This window comes from Jeotgalibacillus sp. JSM ZJ347 (assembly GCF_044383825.1).
Classification (GTDB): domain Bacteria; phylum Bacillota; class Bacilli; order Bacillales; family Jeotgalibacillaceae; genus Jeotgalibacillus.
This window is the reverse complement of record NZ_JBISEN010000001.1, coordinates 187,020-202,702: the sequence shown is the minus strand read 5'-3', so window position 1 is coordinate 202,702 and position 15,683 is coordinate 187,020. Positions and strand designations below refer to the sequence as shown.

Annotated in this window: 12 protein-coding genes and 1 other annotated feature; of the genes, 1 reads left to right on the top strand and 11 read right to left on the bottom strand. The window is 43.3% G+C overall.

Annotation, left to right across the window (positions count from 1 at the left end):
- Positions 1–38 precede the first annotated feature (38 nt).
- Both ACH6CZ_RS00955 and ACH6CZ_RS00950 read right to left on the bottom strand, forming a co-directional pair.
- A complete protein-coding gene (locus ACH6CZ_RS00955) occupies positions 39–1,313 on the bottom strand; it encodes a bifunctional folylpolyglutamate synthase/dihydrofolate synthase (RefSeq protein WP_374095569.1) in 1,275 nt (424 codons plus the stop codon).
- Between the two features lie 54 nt (positions 1,314–1,367).
- Entirely contained in the window at positions 1,368–4,007 is a 2,640-nt protein-coding gene (locus tag ACH6CZ_RS00950) for a valine--tRNA ligase (protein WP_374095568.1), read from the bottom strand.
- A 251-nt stretch (positions 4,008–4,258) separates the two neighbouring features.
- Positions 4,259–4,480: a binding site (T-box leader), on the bottom strand.
- A 102-nt stretch (positions 4,481–4,582) separates the two neighbouring features.
- Here ACH6CZ_RS00950 and ACH6CZ_RS00945 point away from each other — a divergent pair.
- On the top strand, positions 4,583–4,777 hold the full coding sequence (locus ACH6CZ_RS00945; protein ID WP_374095567.1) for a hypothetical protein: 195 nt from the start codon (positions 4,583–4,585) through the stop codon (positions 4,775–4,777).
- Here the strand turns inward: ACH6CZ_RS00945 and ACH6CZ_RS00940 are convergent.
- From ACH6CZ_RS00940 to lon, 9 genes are all read right to left on the bottom strand, one after another.
- Positions 4,759–5,685 carry a hypothetical protein gene (locus ACH6CZ_RS00940; protein ID WP_374095566.1) on the bottom strand — a complete coding sequence of 309 codons (927 nt, stop codon included), beginning with the start codon at positions 5,683–5,685 and terminating at the stop codon, positions 4,759–4,761. The genes ACH6CZ_RS00945 and ACH6CZ_RS00940 overlap by 19 nt on opposite strands.
- A 96-nt stretch (positions 5,686–5,781) precedes the next feature.
- Positions 5,782–7,077 carry a glutamate-1-semialdehyde 2,1-aminomutase gene (hemL, locus tag ACH6CZ_RS00935; protein ID WP_374095565.1) on the bottom strand — a complete coding sequence of 432 codons (1,296 nt, stop codon included), beginning with the start codon at positions 7,075–7,077 and terminating at the stop codon, positions 5,782–5,784.
- A gap of 20 nt (positions 7,078–7,097) precedes the next feature.
- On the bottom strand, positions 7,098–8,078 hold the full coding sequence (hemB, locus tag ACH6CZ_RS00930; protein ID WP_374095564.1) for a porphobilinogen synthase: 981 nt from the start codon (positions 8,076–8,078) through the stop codon (positions 7,098–7,100).
- Positions 8,079–8,124: 46 nt separating this feature from the next.
- Positions 8,125–8,886 (bottom strand): uroporphyrinogen-III synthase, encoded by a 762-nt coding sequence (locus ACH6CZ_RS00925; RefSeq protein WP_374095563.1) that lies wholly within the window; start codon positions 8,884–8,886, stop codon positions 8,125–8,127.
- A gap of 1 nt (position 8,887) precedes the next feature.
- Positions 8,888–9,820, bottom strand: coding sequence for a hydroxymethylbilane synthase (gene hemC / locus ACH6CZ_RS00920; protein ID WP_374095562.1), 933 nt, complete (start codon positions 9,818–9,820; stop codon positions 8,888–8,890).
- 33 nt (positions 9,821–9,853) lie between these two features.
- Positions 9,854–10,687, bottom strand: coding sequence for a cytochrome c biogenesis protein (locus tag ACH6CZ_RS00915; protein WP_374095561.1), 834 nt, complete (start codon positions 10,685–10,687; stop codon positions 9,854–9,856).
- Positions 10,688–10,703: 16 nt separating this feature from the next.
- On the bottom strand, positions 10,704–12,038 hold the full coding sequence (gene hemA, locus ACH6CZ_RS00910; protein ID WP_374095560.1) for a glutamyl-tRNA reductase: 1,335 nt from the start codon (positions 12,036–12,038) through the stop codon (positions 10,704–10,706).
- Between the two features lie 576 nt (positions 12,039–12,614).
- Positions 12,615–13,202, bottom strand: a complete 588-nt coding sequence (gene yihA, locus ACH6CZ_RS00905) for a ribosome biogenesis GTP-binding protein YihA/YsxC (RefSeq protein ID WP_374095559.1) — start codon at positions 13,200–13,202, stop codon at positions 12,615–12,617.
- Positions 13,199–15,523, bottom strand: a complete 2,325-nt coding sequence (gene lon / locus ACH6CZ_RS00900; RefSeq protein ID WP_374095558.1) for an endopeptidase La — start codon at positions 15,521–15,523, stop codon at positions 13,199–13,201. The genes yihA and lon overlap by 4 nt, the downstream gene beginning before the upstream one ends.
- Positions 15,524–15,683 lie beyond the last annotated feature (160 nt).

Below are 15,683 nucleotides of genomic sequence, written 5' to 3'. Positions count from 1 at the left end.
CAGCCGTCACAAGGTTTTTAACAAATGGAAATATTCTTTTAATTATTCAGCTTGTTCTTTAACGTTCTGTAGATACCCGACAGGAAATATAAAGAGCCGGTGACCATATAAACAGTATTCTCTGATGGTGTAAGCTGCGATATCCAGTCAGCCCCTTCAATCGCCTTTTTATGAGGGTGACTGCTGATTTGATAAAGCTGACCCGCTTTTGCTGCCCTCGGGAAATCAAATGATGTAAATGTGATCTGATCTGCATATTGGTCCAGTTTGCTGATCATTTGAGATAAATCTTTATCGGATACTGCAGCAAATATAAAATGAATCTTTCTGCTGCTGTATTTCTGCTGAATGGTTTTCATCATCATCTCGATTCCTTCCGGATTATGCGCGCCGTCCATGATCACAAGCGGATCCTCACTGATGATCTCAAATCTTCCTGGCCAGTAAGTTTTTACGAGCCCTGCCTGAATTGCCTGTTTAGAAATATTCTTTTTGATCAGCCGGGCAATTGTCACAGCAAGTGATGCATTTTCAGCCTGATGATAGCCGCTCATTGACGTTTTCAGCTGAAGTTCGTCAGTATACACAAATTGTTCCCCCACTCCACTGTTTTCCTGATGTCTGACAGTGAATTGGTGACCATATTCGTATACTGGTGCCTTCATTTTCTCAGCCTGAGATAAGATGACTTCCTTTGCCCCCTCATGCTTTACGTTCAATACAAGCGGCGTTTCATTTTTGATAATGCCTGCTTTTTCAAATGCGATATCCTCATATGTATCACCGAGAATGCTTACGTGATCAAGACCAATCGAAGTAATGCACGTACAGATCGGTTCAACAATATTCGTTGAGTCAAACCTTCCGCCAAGACCGACTTCAATTAGTATAAAGTCCACTTTTTTCATTTCACCGAAATAATAAAACATCATTGCAGTAATCACTTCAAATTCTGTAGGACCGCCAAGCTCGTGATCTTCAAGTTCATCAGCGAGTGGTTTGATCATATTAACTAACTCGGTCCAGTCTTCTTCAGGGGCAGGCTTTCCATTGACTGCGATTCTTTCATTAAAGACTTCAAAATAAGGAGATGTAAAACTGCCAACTGTATAGCCTTCCTCCTGAAGAATGTGTCTTAGAAAACTAAGTGTTGAACCTTTTCCGTTCGTTCCGCCTATATGGACCGCATTGATCTTTAAGTGGGGGTTCCCAAGCCGCTCCATCATCCATTTCATCCGCTCAAGGCCAGGTTTGATCCCCAGCCTTAACCTTCCGTGAATCCAGTTTACTGCTTCCTCAAAGTTCTGTATCAATGTCCTCACTCCTTAAAAAAGCGGACAGACAGCAGTGTCTATCCGCTCAAACTTTTATACCGTGCGAAGTTCTTCAATTCTTGTCTTAACAGCTTCCTGTTTTGACAGGTAATCTTTCTGCTTTGCACGTTCTTCTTCTACAACTGCTTCAGGCGCTTTGCTGACAAAACGCTCATTACCAAGCTTTTTCTCTACGCGCTCAACTTCTTTTGTCCACTTATCAAGCTCTTTTTCAAGACGCTCAATTTCTTCATCAATATTGATCAGCCCTTCCAAAGGAAGAAACAGCTCAGCGTTTGTTACAACAGCTGACATCGCTTTTTCAGGCGCTTTTACGTCTGTACCGATCGTCAGATTTTCAGGATTACAGAACTTTTCGATATAAGCTTCGTTCTTTGTCAGGCGTTCAGCTGTCTGATCATTTGCGGCACGGATCGTCAGATTGACCTTTTTACTCATTGGCGTGTTCACTTCTGCACGGATGTTTCTGACAGAGCGGATCACTTCAATCAGCAGCTTCATCTCTTCATCCGCTTCGCGGTCAATAAGGTCCTGATTTACTTCAGGCCATGCTGCTTCAGTAATTGATTTTCCTTTATGAGGAAGGTTCTGCCAGATCTCTTCAGTGATAAATGGCATGAACGGATGAAGCAGACGCATTGTCTGATCCAGCACGTGAGCAAGGACTGAGCGTGTCGTTTTCTTCGCTTCCTCGTCTTCACCGTTCAGTGGCAGCTTCGCCATTTCAATATACCAGCTGCAGAAATCATCCCAGATAAAGTTGTACAGCGTACGACCAACTTCACCGAATTCATAGCGGTCTGCAAGACTTGTTACATTTTCAATCGTGTCATTTAATCTTGTCAGAATCCATTTATCAGCAACTGATTTTTCACCGCTCAGATCAATTTCATCAAATGTCAGACCGTCCATATTCATGAGTGCAAATCTTGAAGCATTCCAGATCTTATTGGCAAAGTTCCAGACTGATTCAACTTTTTCCATTGAGAAACGCAGATCCTGACCAGGTGATGAACCGGTTGTCAGTACATAGCGAAGTGAATCGGCTCCATACTGTGCAATTACATCCATCGGATCAATTCCATTGCCGAGAGACTTCGACATTTTACGGCCTTCTGCATCTCGTACAAGACCGTGGATCAGCACATCTTTAAATGGACGCTGACCTGTAAATTCTACACCCTGGAAAATCATACGTGATACCCAGAACGCGATAATGTCATAGCCTGTTACAAGTGCTGATGTAGGATAGTAGCGCTTAAGGTCAGCAGCTTCCTCATCCGGCCAGCCCATTGTTGAAAACGGCCATAATGCTGATGAGAACCATGTATCAAGTACATCTTCATCCTGATTCCAGTTTTCAATATCTTCAGGTGCTTCTTCACCTACGTACAGCTCGCCTGTTTCCTTATGGTACCAGGCAGGGATTCTGTGACCCCACCAGAGCTGTCTTGAAATACACCAGTCTCTGATATTTTCCATCCATCTCATATATGAGTTTTCAAAACGGTTCGGCACAAAGTTTACTTTTCCTTCAGTACCCTGAATGTCCATTGCCTGCTTGGCAAGCGGCTCCATTTTAACAAACCACTGCGTTGACAGATACGGCTCAACGACTGCTCCGCTTCTCTCTGAATGACCTACTGAATGCAGGTGCTCTTCAATTTCAAACAGTACGCCGTCTTCCTGCAGGTCTTTTACGATCTGTTTACGGCACTCAAAACGGTCCAACCCCGTGTATTTTCCGGCATTTTCATTCATAGAACCGTCTTCATTCATCACAAGGACGCGCTCAAGGTTATGACGGTTGCCGATTTCAAAGTCATTTGGATCATGTGCAGGTGTAATTTTCACAGCACCTGAACCAAATTCCATGTCCACATAATCATCTGCTACAATTTCGATTTCACGGCCGACAATCGGAAGCTTAACTGTTTTTCCGATTAAATGCTTGTAGCGGTCGTCTTCCGGGTGTACAGCAACCGCTGTATCGCCAAGCATTGTCTCAGGACGAGTCGTAGCGATTTCAATATGTCCGCTGCCGTCAGTAAGCGGGTATCTCATATGGTAAAATGCACCCTGTACGTCTTTATGGATAACCTCGATATCTGAAAGAGCGGTTTTCGTTGCCGGGTCCCAGTTAATAATGTATTCTCCGCGGTAGATCAGCCCTTTATTATAAAGGTCAATAAATACCTTCTGAACTGCTTTGGACAAGCCATCATCAAGCGTAAAACGTTCTCTGCTATAGTCAAGTCCAAGACCAAGCTTCGACCACTGTTCACGGATGTGCGATGCGTATTCTTCCTTCCACTTCCATGACTCTTCAAGGAATGCTTCACGACCAAGTTCATAGCGGGATTTCCCCTGCTCACGAAGCTTCTGGTCTACTTTTGCCTGCGTTGCAATTCCTGCGTGGTCCATTCCAGGAAGCCATAATACGTCATAGCCCTGCATACGCTTCATTCTTGTCAGGATATCCTGAAGCGCTGTATCCCAGGCATGGCCAAGGTGAAGTTTTCCTGTCACGTTTGGCGGCGGGATGACAATTGTGTATGGATCTTTACTTTCATCACTCTGTGCTTCAAATACTTTTTCTTTCAGCCACCATTCATAGCGGCCTTCTTCTATCGCTTTTGGATCATACTTAGTAGGCATTGATGTTTCGTTCATATGTCTTACCTCCATCAAAAAAATTTTTCAGCAGCGCTTAACAAATAGGCTATATTAAAGCTGGCTGTTGATTGCAGCTCCACGGGGGGACGCTTTCCGCAGGATCGGCGGTGAGCCTCCTCGTGCTTCGCACTGTCCCACCTGTCCGATTTCTCCTGCTGGAGTCGCCCCCCTTCCGCTAAAATCAACAGCTGTGCAGAAACTACAATGACCTTTAAAATAGCCAACAAATAAAAAAATCCCGTTCGCCATAAAAGGACGAAGGGATTTGATTCGCGGTACCACCTTTTTACACAGACTCATTCTGTGCACTTAATTCAGATAACGGCTTCAAACCGGCACCGGCTACTAATCGTTCACCGGTACTGCTCACAGGCGACTTCTGCAGGATCAATTCTGGAAATTCTCTCACCAAATGAATTTCTTCTCTGAAGAACGATAATCTGCATACTACTCCTGATCAATGCATCTCATATATGCTCTATCATAATCAAAATACTGCTGTTTCGTCAATAAAAATCGCAAAAAACCTCTCTCTGCATAAGATATCTTATGAATGCGCAGGAGAGGAGTTTATGATGGGAAAAAGATTGTTTCCAAAACCGAAGCCGCCATGGTGGAGAAAGTGCAGATGTACCCTTCAGAAAATCATTATTCCACTCTGTATCTTCCAGACAATCCGACTGCTTTTACTTCCATCCACTATTGACGTGTTAATACTCGGCTTTTTAGTAGGCATTGCGTGTGTACTTTATTTTGAATGGATTTGACTACTTGGAATCCGGATCAGCTCTCCTCTGTCAAAAGGGCGTCTTGATTCAAACTGATTTACTTTCATCAGCTGGAGCATCGGAACTCCATATCGCTCTGCGACAATTTCTGGTGTCTCGTCCTGCTGAGCGATATGTATTTTAATTACTGTACGCTCTTCTTCAAGTGCCTTAATGAACCGAGTAAAAGTATCTTCCCGATTTTTTTGATTGGATACTTCGTCTTCACTGTCTTCATCGTCCTTTGCTTCACTGCTTAACGCTTCGGTCTCCTCTTCACGGCTGGATTCATCTGCTTGTTCTGCAACCGGTTCTAAAATCGTTTCCACAGAAGGCTCTTCAGTGACAGGTTCAGCTGCCGACACTTCACCTGCCTCAACCGCTTGTTCTGTTTTTTGATCTTCCTTAACAGCTTCTTCTGTGGCAGCCATTCCCTCCCACTGTTCCAGAGGGTTTGGGAGAACTCTTAATTCCTCACGTGTTTCTTCAGGTTTATGCTTTTCAGGCTCAGAAATCCCTTCAATCATAATGTCAGCAGTCACATTTAATATCCCGTCTTCAGGAATTTCATAATCTACATGATCGATATATACTTCAACATCCTGCTTTCTTAGCACTCTCGCCGATGATATTGAGATCGACAGCGGAAAGTGGTGTTCAAAATAGATGAGATCTTCCATCACAGTCGATTCCTGTACTTCTGGGTCCTTAAGGTCACGATATTTTTCAGTTCCGGCTTCATAGCTGCCTTCTCCTGCGAGATGAAGTGTACCTTCCACAACAAGCTGATCAGCGTGCTCAGTAATTGAAACGCTCGGCTCAAATGAAAGCGAGCGCAATTCACTCAGTACATGCTTACCCTTAAAAATGATATTTTCCTGCAGTTTATAAATTGTATTTTTAGCCATCGCTGCCTCCTTGTAATCAGTTCTTTTACAGCTTATGAAAAAAAGAGGCAGGTATGATAAAAAACCAGCCCGTATACGATGACGGGCTGGTAGATATTAGCGCTTAGATGCAATTTCCTTGAATGAAGCTTCAACGGCTTTTAATGTACGCTCAATATCCTCATCACTGTGCACTGTTGAAAGGAACCAACCTTCAAACTGTGACGGTGGGAGGAATACGCCGTTTTCAGCCATCAATCTGTAAAACTCACCAAACAGGTCAAGGTCTGATGTTTTTGCCTGATCAAAATTTGTAACTTTTTCATTTGTAAAGAAGAAGCCAAGCATTGATCCTGCACGATTAACTGAATGTGGAATATTGTACTTTTCAGCAAGCTCTGTAAATCCTGCCTGCAGCTTATCCCCAGCCTCTACAAATTGATTGTAGCTTTCTTCTGTAAGCTGTGACAATGTTGCGTAACCTGCAGCCATCGCCAGCGGATTTCCTGATAAGGTTCCAGCCTGATAAATCGGGCCGGCCGGTGCAATCATTTCCATAATGTCTTTACGCCCGCCAAATGCGCCTACCGGCAGGCCGCCGCCAATTACTTTACCAAGGCATGTAAGGTCAGGCGTAACGCCAAGATGTCCCTGCGCACAGTTATAGCCGACACGGAAGCCGGTCATGACTTCATCAAAAATAAGAAGCGAACCGTGTTCAGTTGTCAGGCTTCTCAGTTCTTCAAGAAAACCTTCAACCGGTGGTACAACGCCCATATTACCGGCAACCGGCTCGACAATCACGCCGGCGATTTCACTGCCATACTCTTTGAACACATATTGTATGCTTTCAAAATCATTATAAGGGACAGTAATTGTATTTTGCGCCACACTTGCAGGAACCCCCGGAGAGTCCGGCAGTCCAAGTGTTGCTACACCTGAACCTGCTTTAATTAATAAGCTGTCACCATGTCCGTGATAGCAGCCCTCAAATTTCACGATCTTGTCACGGCCTGTAAACCCGCGTGCAAGTCTGAGCGCACTCATCGTCGCTTCTGTGCCTGAAGATACCATTCTGACTTTTTCAATTGAAGGTACACGGTCGATCACAAGCTCTGCAAGCATATTTTCAGCAAGGCTTGGGGCCCCAAAGCTTGTTCCGCTTTCAGCTGTTTTTTTGATTTCTTCAATGACATGATCATCTGCGTGTCCAAGAATTAAGGGCCCCCATGATAATACATAGTCGATATATTCATTGCCATCAATGTCGTAGATCTTTGATCCTTTTCCTTTTTCCATGAAAATCGGATCCATGTTTACTGATTTAAATGCACGTACGGGACTGTTCACCCCGCCAGGCATTAGTTCTAATGCTGTAGTAAATGCTTCCTGTGACTTTTCATATGAACGCATGCTACCGCTCCTTTTAAAGTTTATTGATCTTTCAGCCAGCGTGATGCTTCTTTTGCGTGATATGTGATAATTAGATCTGCACCGGCACGCTTCATACTTGTGAGTTTTTCAAGAATGACTTCCTGCTCGTTGATCCAGCCGTTTGCTGCAGCTGCTTTAATCATTGAGTACTCACCGCTTACATTGTAAGCTACAACCGGCAGTGTGTGGCGGTCTTTTACCTCACGCATAATATCAAGATAAGAAAGCGCAGGTTTGACAATTAGAAAATCTGCCCCTTCATTAACGTCCGAATCAGCTTCTCTCAGTGCTTCAAGACGGTTAGCCGGATCCATCTGATAGGTTTTGCGGTCACCAAACTGCGGAGAGCTATGTGCTGCATCTCTGAAAGGTCCATAAAAACTTGAAGAATACTTAACTGCATAACTCATAATCGGCACGCCATGAAATCCTGCTTCATCCAGACCAAAACGGATCGCAGCAACAAAACCATCCATCATATTAGATGGTGCAATAATATCAGCGCCTGCTTTTGCCTGACTGACAGCTGTTTTTGCAAGAAGGTCAAGCGTCGGGTCATTCAGTACTTTACCGCCTTCAATTACGCCGCAGTGCCCGTGGTCCGTGTATTGGCAAAGGCATGTATCTGCAACTACAACCATTTCAGGTGCTTCTTTTTTAATCAGTCTTGTAGCCTGCTGAACAATTCCTTCTTCAGCATAAGCCTGACTGCCAACAGCATCCTTTTCTTTTGGAACACCAAAAAGTATCACAGATTTGATTCCTAGTAACTGACATTCATTGATTTCATCCATCACGCCGTCAAGTGATACGTGAAAAACACCCGGCATGGAAGGAACTTCACGATGAATGTTCTCTCCTTCTACCACAAAAAGCGGATAAATAAAATCTTCCGGACGAAGCCAGGTTTCACGCACCATCGAACGCAGCGAGTCAGATCCTCTCAGTCTGCGATGACGGTGAAATTGTAGTTCATTCATTCAATAACCCTCCTGAGTACTGTTATTCATAGGTTCATTTCATTGGCTATTTATTCACAGAGGCGATCTCTTCAATCATCGCTTCCATTGTATATTCTGAAGGTTCGATATGCACAGGAAGAGATATAGAATGCAGCGCATCGGTCGTTGTAGGTCCTACACTCGCTATTTTAATCAACCCCTGCCTAATCGCTGAAAGCAGCTGCTGATCAGTCCCTGCAGCCTTGTGAAAACGCTCTGCAGCTGAGGGTGAAAAGAATGTGATAACATCTGCATCTTTAAGCTCATTCAGCAGGTCTGCTGACATATTAGGTACCACGTTTTTATAAACTGTCCAGCTGATGCATTCATGACCTTTTCTTTTAAGAAACTTTGCAATTTCACCGCGGGATAAATTACCCTGCGGAAAAAGAATAGCCCCATCAACAGATTCACTGAAATGTTGTTTAAAACTTGCAGCAGAATAAAGGGGCGGAGTATAGTGAACCAGCAGTCCCTCGGCTTTCAACGCGTCAGCTGTTTTTGAGCCGACAGCTCCTATTTTTTTCCCTGTCAGCAGACCTTCAGCGCCTGCTATTTGTATCAATCTGAGAAAGTAATAAACACCGTGCTTACTAGTGAATATTATCCAGTCGGCTTTTTTAAGCTCTTCTTTTCTCTGCTGATCGAATTGTAACGATTCCGGTTCAATTCGGATCATTGGCGCAATAACGGATATACCGCCCTTCGCTTCTATCAGCTGACGATCAGATTCAGATGATCGCTCATCTCTGGTCAATACAATTTTCATCCCATTCAGGGAATTCATTTTACTGACCTTCCTGTTCAATCTTTACCTGATCGATTAGTGCCTTCGCACCCTGTTCAGTCAGAATTTCTGCAGCTTTCAGCCCTACTTCAATCGGATCATTTCCTCTGATTACTTCTTTATAGACTTTTTTCCCGTCAGGCGAGGCGACTAATGCTGTAAGTGATACTCCGTCCTCGATCTGCGTTGCGTAGCCAGCAATCGGCACTTGACATCCGCCTTCCATTTTGTGAAGGAATGTACGCTCGGCGGTAACGGTTAAAGCCGTTTCCTGATCACTGAAGCGGTCAAGTAATTCTCTTAACTCAGTATCAGTTTCTCTGCATTCAATTGAAAGCGCACCCTGGCCAATAGCAGGAAGACAATCTTCAGGAGATAGAAACTCCGATACAACATCTTTTGACCATCCCATTCTTGAAAGACCTGCAGCAGCAAGAATAATCGCATCAAAATTTTCAGTTTCAAGCTTTTTAAGGCGGGTATCAATATTCCCGCGGATCCATTCAACTTTCAGGTCCGGGCGTACCGCAAGAATCTGTGCACCACGTCTCAGACTACTTGTACCAATAATCGAACCTGCTGGTAATTCTGCCAGCGTTTCTTTATTCTTTGAAATTAAAGCATCCCTTGGATCTTCACGTTCAGGAATACTGCCGATAATCAGACCAGGTGGAAGCTCAGCTGGCATATCTTTCATACTGTGAACAGCCATATCAATCTCTCCATCAATCATTGCCTGTTCAATTTCCTTTACAAAGAGCCCCTTGCCTCCTACTTTTGAAAGCTTTATATTCTGGATCTGATCGCCTTTTGTGACGATTTCTTTGATCTCGAATTCCGTTCCCGGTTCAAGTGCCTTCAGCTGTTCAATGACCCATTTAGTCTGTGTAATCGCAAGCTTACTCCTGCGTGATCCTACAATGATTTTTCTCATAAAAGAATGCCTCCAATGATTAGTTATCTGTAATTATACTGACCAGAAGTGGAATGAAGATAACCTGCTACCAAGCAGGAAATTGATCAGTAAACAGCCAAATGCGGCTGCATTGAACAGTGCCAGCGATTTACCTGACTGCCCTTTTCCAAACCTTCTGTATAAAAATACTCCGTAAATCGCGAGCAGCAGGAATGATCCTGAAATTTTAATGTCATACCAAAGTACAGTCGGCAATGATACAACGGCCCACTGAACGCCTAATATGAGGCTGAGCAGCAGCATTGGAAAGCCGATGCTGTTCAATATAACGGATCCTTTTTCTAATTTTGCAAGATCCGTGATACGCTGAATTTTCTGACCCCATTTTTTCTGCTTTAACAATCTGTACTGAAGTAAGTAAAGAATAGAAAAAACAACTGACACGGAAAATGCAGCGTAAGAAACGATCGCCATTGTAATATGAACGAGCAGCAGCTCAGACATCAGTCTTTCAGCTGCAGCTTCTGTGCTTGCCTGTACAGGTGCAAATGTATGGATCGCCATAAAGGTAAAACCGATCACGTTGACAAAAAAGACGGTAAAATCAATTTGCATCAGTCGATTCAGCACCAGCGAAATCGTGAGCAGCACCCAGGCATAAAAATAAATTCCTTCAAACAGTGTCAGAACCGGAAATCTGCCCGTTCTGAACATGTAGAGAAATAAAAAAATTGTTTGAAGAACCCAAACAATTGATAAAAGCCAGAAGGCAACACGATTTGCCTTCTGGTCTTTTTGTAGATAATCCATGAAATATAATAGCACGCTGATTGCATAGAGGATAATCATGACTTCATGCAGCCGTGTCATTGACAATTCAAACATGTGTGATCCTCCCCAATCAACTCTGCAGTGAAAGCTCGGGCTTCAGTTTGACTGATTCAGCAGTTTTTATTTCCTGGCATTCTGCATCCTGCGTCAAATTAAAAATCTGTTTGAACAGTTCCAGCTTTTCATCACCATCAGGTAAAGCTGCCAGCTCTTTTGCCTGCAAAATTGGGTCTTTTAATAGTTGGTTAATGATACTCTTTGTATGCTTGTTCAGCACTTTACGTTCACGATCTGTCAGACTTGGCATCTTACGTTCAATACTCTCCATCGTTTCAGCCTGAATCGCAAGTGCTTTTTCACGCAGTTCTGAAATCACAGGAACGACACCCAGCATGTTCAACCATTCTTTGAACGCAACAATAGATTCCTCTACCATTAAGCCAATCTGTTCTGCAGCCTGCTTACGCTCTTCAAGATTCGCCTGTACGATCCCTTCAAGGTCGTCAATATCATAGAGAAATACGTTATCCAGTTCATTTATGGATGGATCGAGGTCTCTTGGTACTGCAATATCTACCATGAAGAAAGGACGACCCTTACGCATCCTCTCAACGTCAGTCATCATATCTTTACTGATCAAGGTTTCCTGTGCGCCGGTTGAAGTAATAAGAATATCCGCTTCAATTAATGCACACTGGAGCTCTCTCAGCTCTTTCGCATTACCGGAGAACTTATCTGCAAGTGCAGCCGCTTTTTCAAATGTGCGGTTAATCACCGTTACTTTTGTAGCGCCACTGCCCTGAAGATTCTGAATCGCCAGTTCACCCATTTTACCTGCACCAAGAATTAATACATGCTTTTTATTTAAATCTCCGAAAATCTTTTTAGCCAGTTCTACAGCAGCATATGACACTGATACAGCATTTGAGGCAATATCAGTTTCTGAATGTGCTTTTTTTGCTAATGTGACAGCCTGTTTGAATAGTTCATTAAATACAGTGCCTGTCGTACCATTTTCCTGACCTGTAAAGAAACTTTTACGTACCTGACCGAGAATCTGTGTTTCCCCGACAATCATTGAATCGAGCCCGCAGCTTACTTTGAACAGGTGCTCCATTGCACCATCTTTCTCATAAATAAACAGATAGGGACTAAACTCATCCTTGTCCAGATTAAACCAGTCAGCTAAAAATTGTTTTATATAATAACGACCTGTATGAAGCTGATCTACTACTGCATATATCTCAGTACGATTACATGTCGAAACGATGACGTTCTCCAGTATGCTTTTACGTGACTGAAGTTCCGTCATTGCTTTACTAAGATCCGCTTCCTGAAAAGAAAGACGCTCTCTCATCTCTACAGGGGCCGTTTTGTAATTCAAACCTACCACTATAATGTGCATGTGCTGAATGACACCCCCACGAATTAATCATTACTCCCATTATAACACGATTTACAGCATGTCTTAATGGTAAATGTGAACAAGCGTTGAAAGTACGTATACAGCGTCCGGTATTAGCCGGTTCGCACTGCTGTATCAAGATTTCATCTGAACTAAGGTTACCAAAGCACCTTATTGTTTTCAATAGTTCTGCTCAATATCAGAATCTTCTATGAAAACGTTTTACTAGTTTAATCTTTCACTACTTTCGTGTTTTATAAACATTTCTTTTATAACGTAGAAATACTTCCTGAACCGCTGGATCTTGTAGTGGAGGGCTACGCTTTCCTGCCCCCGGGCGATGAGCCTCCTCAGCTTCGTTTGCGGGGTCTCACCTGTCCCTTCCTGGGGCGGGAGTCTCCGCCCACCTCTACAAGATCCAGCTGAGTAAAGTTTTACAAACAATTCTATAAACATTAAAGGACAATGTTGTTTCACCACTGCAAGGGAATGAAGCATATTTAGCTACCTTATTTAATAGAGCATGAAAAAAGAACGCACTGTAATCAGGCGTTCCTCTTTTAATCTTTAAAACTATTACTCTTTCATTTTTCTTTCAATAAAATGCCACGCATTGTCTTTACCTAAACCTGTTTCTGATGAGAACATGATGAGTTCGTCGCCTTCTTCGATATCCAGGGCTTTGCGGGTGACGCTAAGGTGTTTTTGCCATTTACCTTTGGGGATTTTGTCCGCTTTTGTTGCAACGATGAGACAAGGGATATCAAAGTGCTTCAGGAAGTCATACATCATGATGTCATCCTTAGTTGGCGGGTGCCTCAGGTCGACGATCATAATGACTGCTTTCAGTGGCGCTCTATCCGTCATGTAAGTCTCAATCATTTTACCCCATGCTGCACGCTCTGTTTTGGATACCTTGGCATAGCCGTAACCGGGTACGTCTACAAAATAGAGTGCTTCGTTCAACAGATAGAAATTCAGGGTCTGTGTTTTTCCCGGCTTTGACGAGATACGTGCCAATGCTTTACGGTTGATCATTTTATTAATAAACGATGATTTCCCAACGTTGGATCTGCCCGCTAATGCAAACTCGGGCAGATCTCCTTCAGGATATTGTTCAGGCTTTACAGCACTGATGACGATTTCAGATTGTGTTATTTTCATTCTTTTTCACCTGCTAGCGCAATTTCAAGTACTTCATCTACATGAGAAACCGGGATAAACGTCAGTTCATTACGTACACTTTCCGGAATATCATCAATATCGCGCTCGTTATCTTTTGGAATAATAATGGTTGTAAGTCCTGCTCTGTGAGCACTTAGCGACTTTTCTTTCAGTCCGCCGATTGGCAGGACTCTTCCTCTAAGTGTTACTTCACCGGTCATACCAACTTCTTTTTTAATCGGATGTTCAGTTAACGCGGATACAAGCGCTGTGACAATTGTGATCCCTGCTGAAGGTCCGTCTTTAGGAACAGCTCCCTCAGGAACGTGAATATGGATATCGTGCTTTTCATGGAAGTTTTCTTCAAGATTTAACTGCTCAGCTCTTGATCTGACGAATGAGAATGCCGTCTGCGCGGACTCTTTCATCACATCACCCAGCTTACCAGTCAGCACAAGCTTACCTTTACCTGGTGAGAGCGATACTTCGATCTGGAGCGTGTCACCACCCACAGTTGTGTAGGCAAGTCCTGTTGCCACACCGATTTGATCTTCAGCCTCTGCCTGGCCGTAGCGGAATTTTTTCTTGCCGAGAAAATCAGAAAGGCTGTTTGAAGTAATGACAACCTTTTTCTTTTCTTCTCCAACAATCATTTTTGCTGCTTTTCTGCAGACTGTCGCCAGTTGACGCTCCAGACTTCTGACACCAGCTTCACGTGTATGGAAACGGACAATCTCTTTAATCGCCTCGTCCCTGAACTGGACCTGTGATTTCGTCAGTCCGTTTTCTTTGATCTGTTTTGGAAGAAGATGATTTTTCGCGATATTAATCTTTTCAATCTCTGTATAACCTGCAATTGTGATGATTTCCATACGGTCGCGTAAAGGTCCGGGAATTGTTGACAGGTTGTTTGCAGTTGCAATGAACATGACCTTCGATAGATCATAGGGCTCTTCAATAAAGTGATCACTAAATGAATTGTTCTGTTCAGGGTCCAGCACTTCAAGCATCGCAGAAGAAGGATCTCCTCTGAAATCATTTGACATTTTATCAATCTCATCAAGGAGGAATACAGGATTAACCGTCCCTGCTTTTTTCATTCCCTGGATAATACGGCCGGGCATTGCACCGACGTAGGTTCTTCTGTGACCGCGTATTTCTGATTCGTCTCTTACACCACCAAGTGATGCTCGGACAAATTTGCGGCCAACTGATTCAGCAATCGAGCGCGCAAGACTCGTTTTACCTACTCCAGGAGGGCCCGCAAGGCAGAGAATAGGACCTTTTAAAGACTTTGTCAGCTGCTGTACAGCAAGATATTCAAGTACGCGTTCTTTCACTTTTTCAAGCCCGTAGTGGTCTCGATCAAGAATTTTTTCAGCCTTCTTGATATTCAGGTCGTCTTTTGTTGACTGAGACCATGGAACCGTAATCAGCCATTCAATATAATTACGGATCACAGAGCTTTCAGCAGATGTTGCAGGAACTTTTTCATAACGATCCAGCTCTTTACGTGCAATCTTTTCTATCGATTCCGGCATCGCGGCCTGTCTAATTCTTTTAGCAAGATCCGAAATTTCACCGGTTTTGCCATCTTTATCACCAAGTTCTTTTTGAATCGCTTTCATCTGTTCACGGAGATAATATTCTTTTTGTGTTCTTTCCATCGACTTTTTAACACGCTGACCGATTTTTTTCTCGAGACTCAATACTTCTTTCTCATTATTAATCGTTTCAATCAGCTTTGTAATCCGCTTTTTAATATCAGTTGTATCAAGAACTTCCTGCTTCATTTTTAACTTGAGCGGTAAGTGGGATGCAATTATATCTGCGAGACGTCCCGGCTCCTCAATATCCAATACGGTATTCAGCGTTTCTTTAGAAACTTTCTTAGAAAGTGCAATATATTGCTCAAAGTAATCAGTAAGCGTGCGCATCAACGCCTCAAATTCCGGAGACTTTTCAGGATCGTCAGGATAGGATTCCACAGTTACCGTGAAAAACGGATCATTTTCTTCGAACGATGTAATTTTACCACGTTCGATTCCTTCAACCAGTACTCTGATTGTCCCGTTAGGTAATTTCAGCATTTGCTTTACTTTTGTTAATGTTCCCATTTCAGCCAGATCATCCTGCTCCGGCTGATCGATCGCCATATCTTTCTGTGTAGAAAGGAAAATCATATGGTCATCCATCATGGCCTGTTCCAGTGCCTGAATTGACCGCTCACGACCGACATCTATATGCAGCACCATTGTTGGATAGACTAACAATCCACGCAATGGCAGCAATGGTAGGGTCTGTGATTTGTGTTCCGCCATATGTAGCACCTCCATGTTATTTCATGTATTTCTTTGCTTTGAACTCAGTAATACTTTACCCATTCAGCCCGTAAAAGATCCAAAAATTTTGATAACCGTGACCTAATGAGACGAGCCGTTGATTAAGAGAAGAAAAAAGCTGACTCGATATGATGAGCCA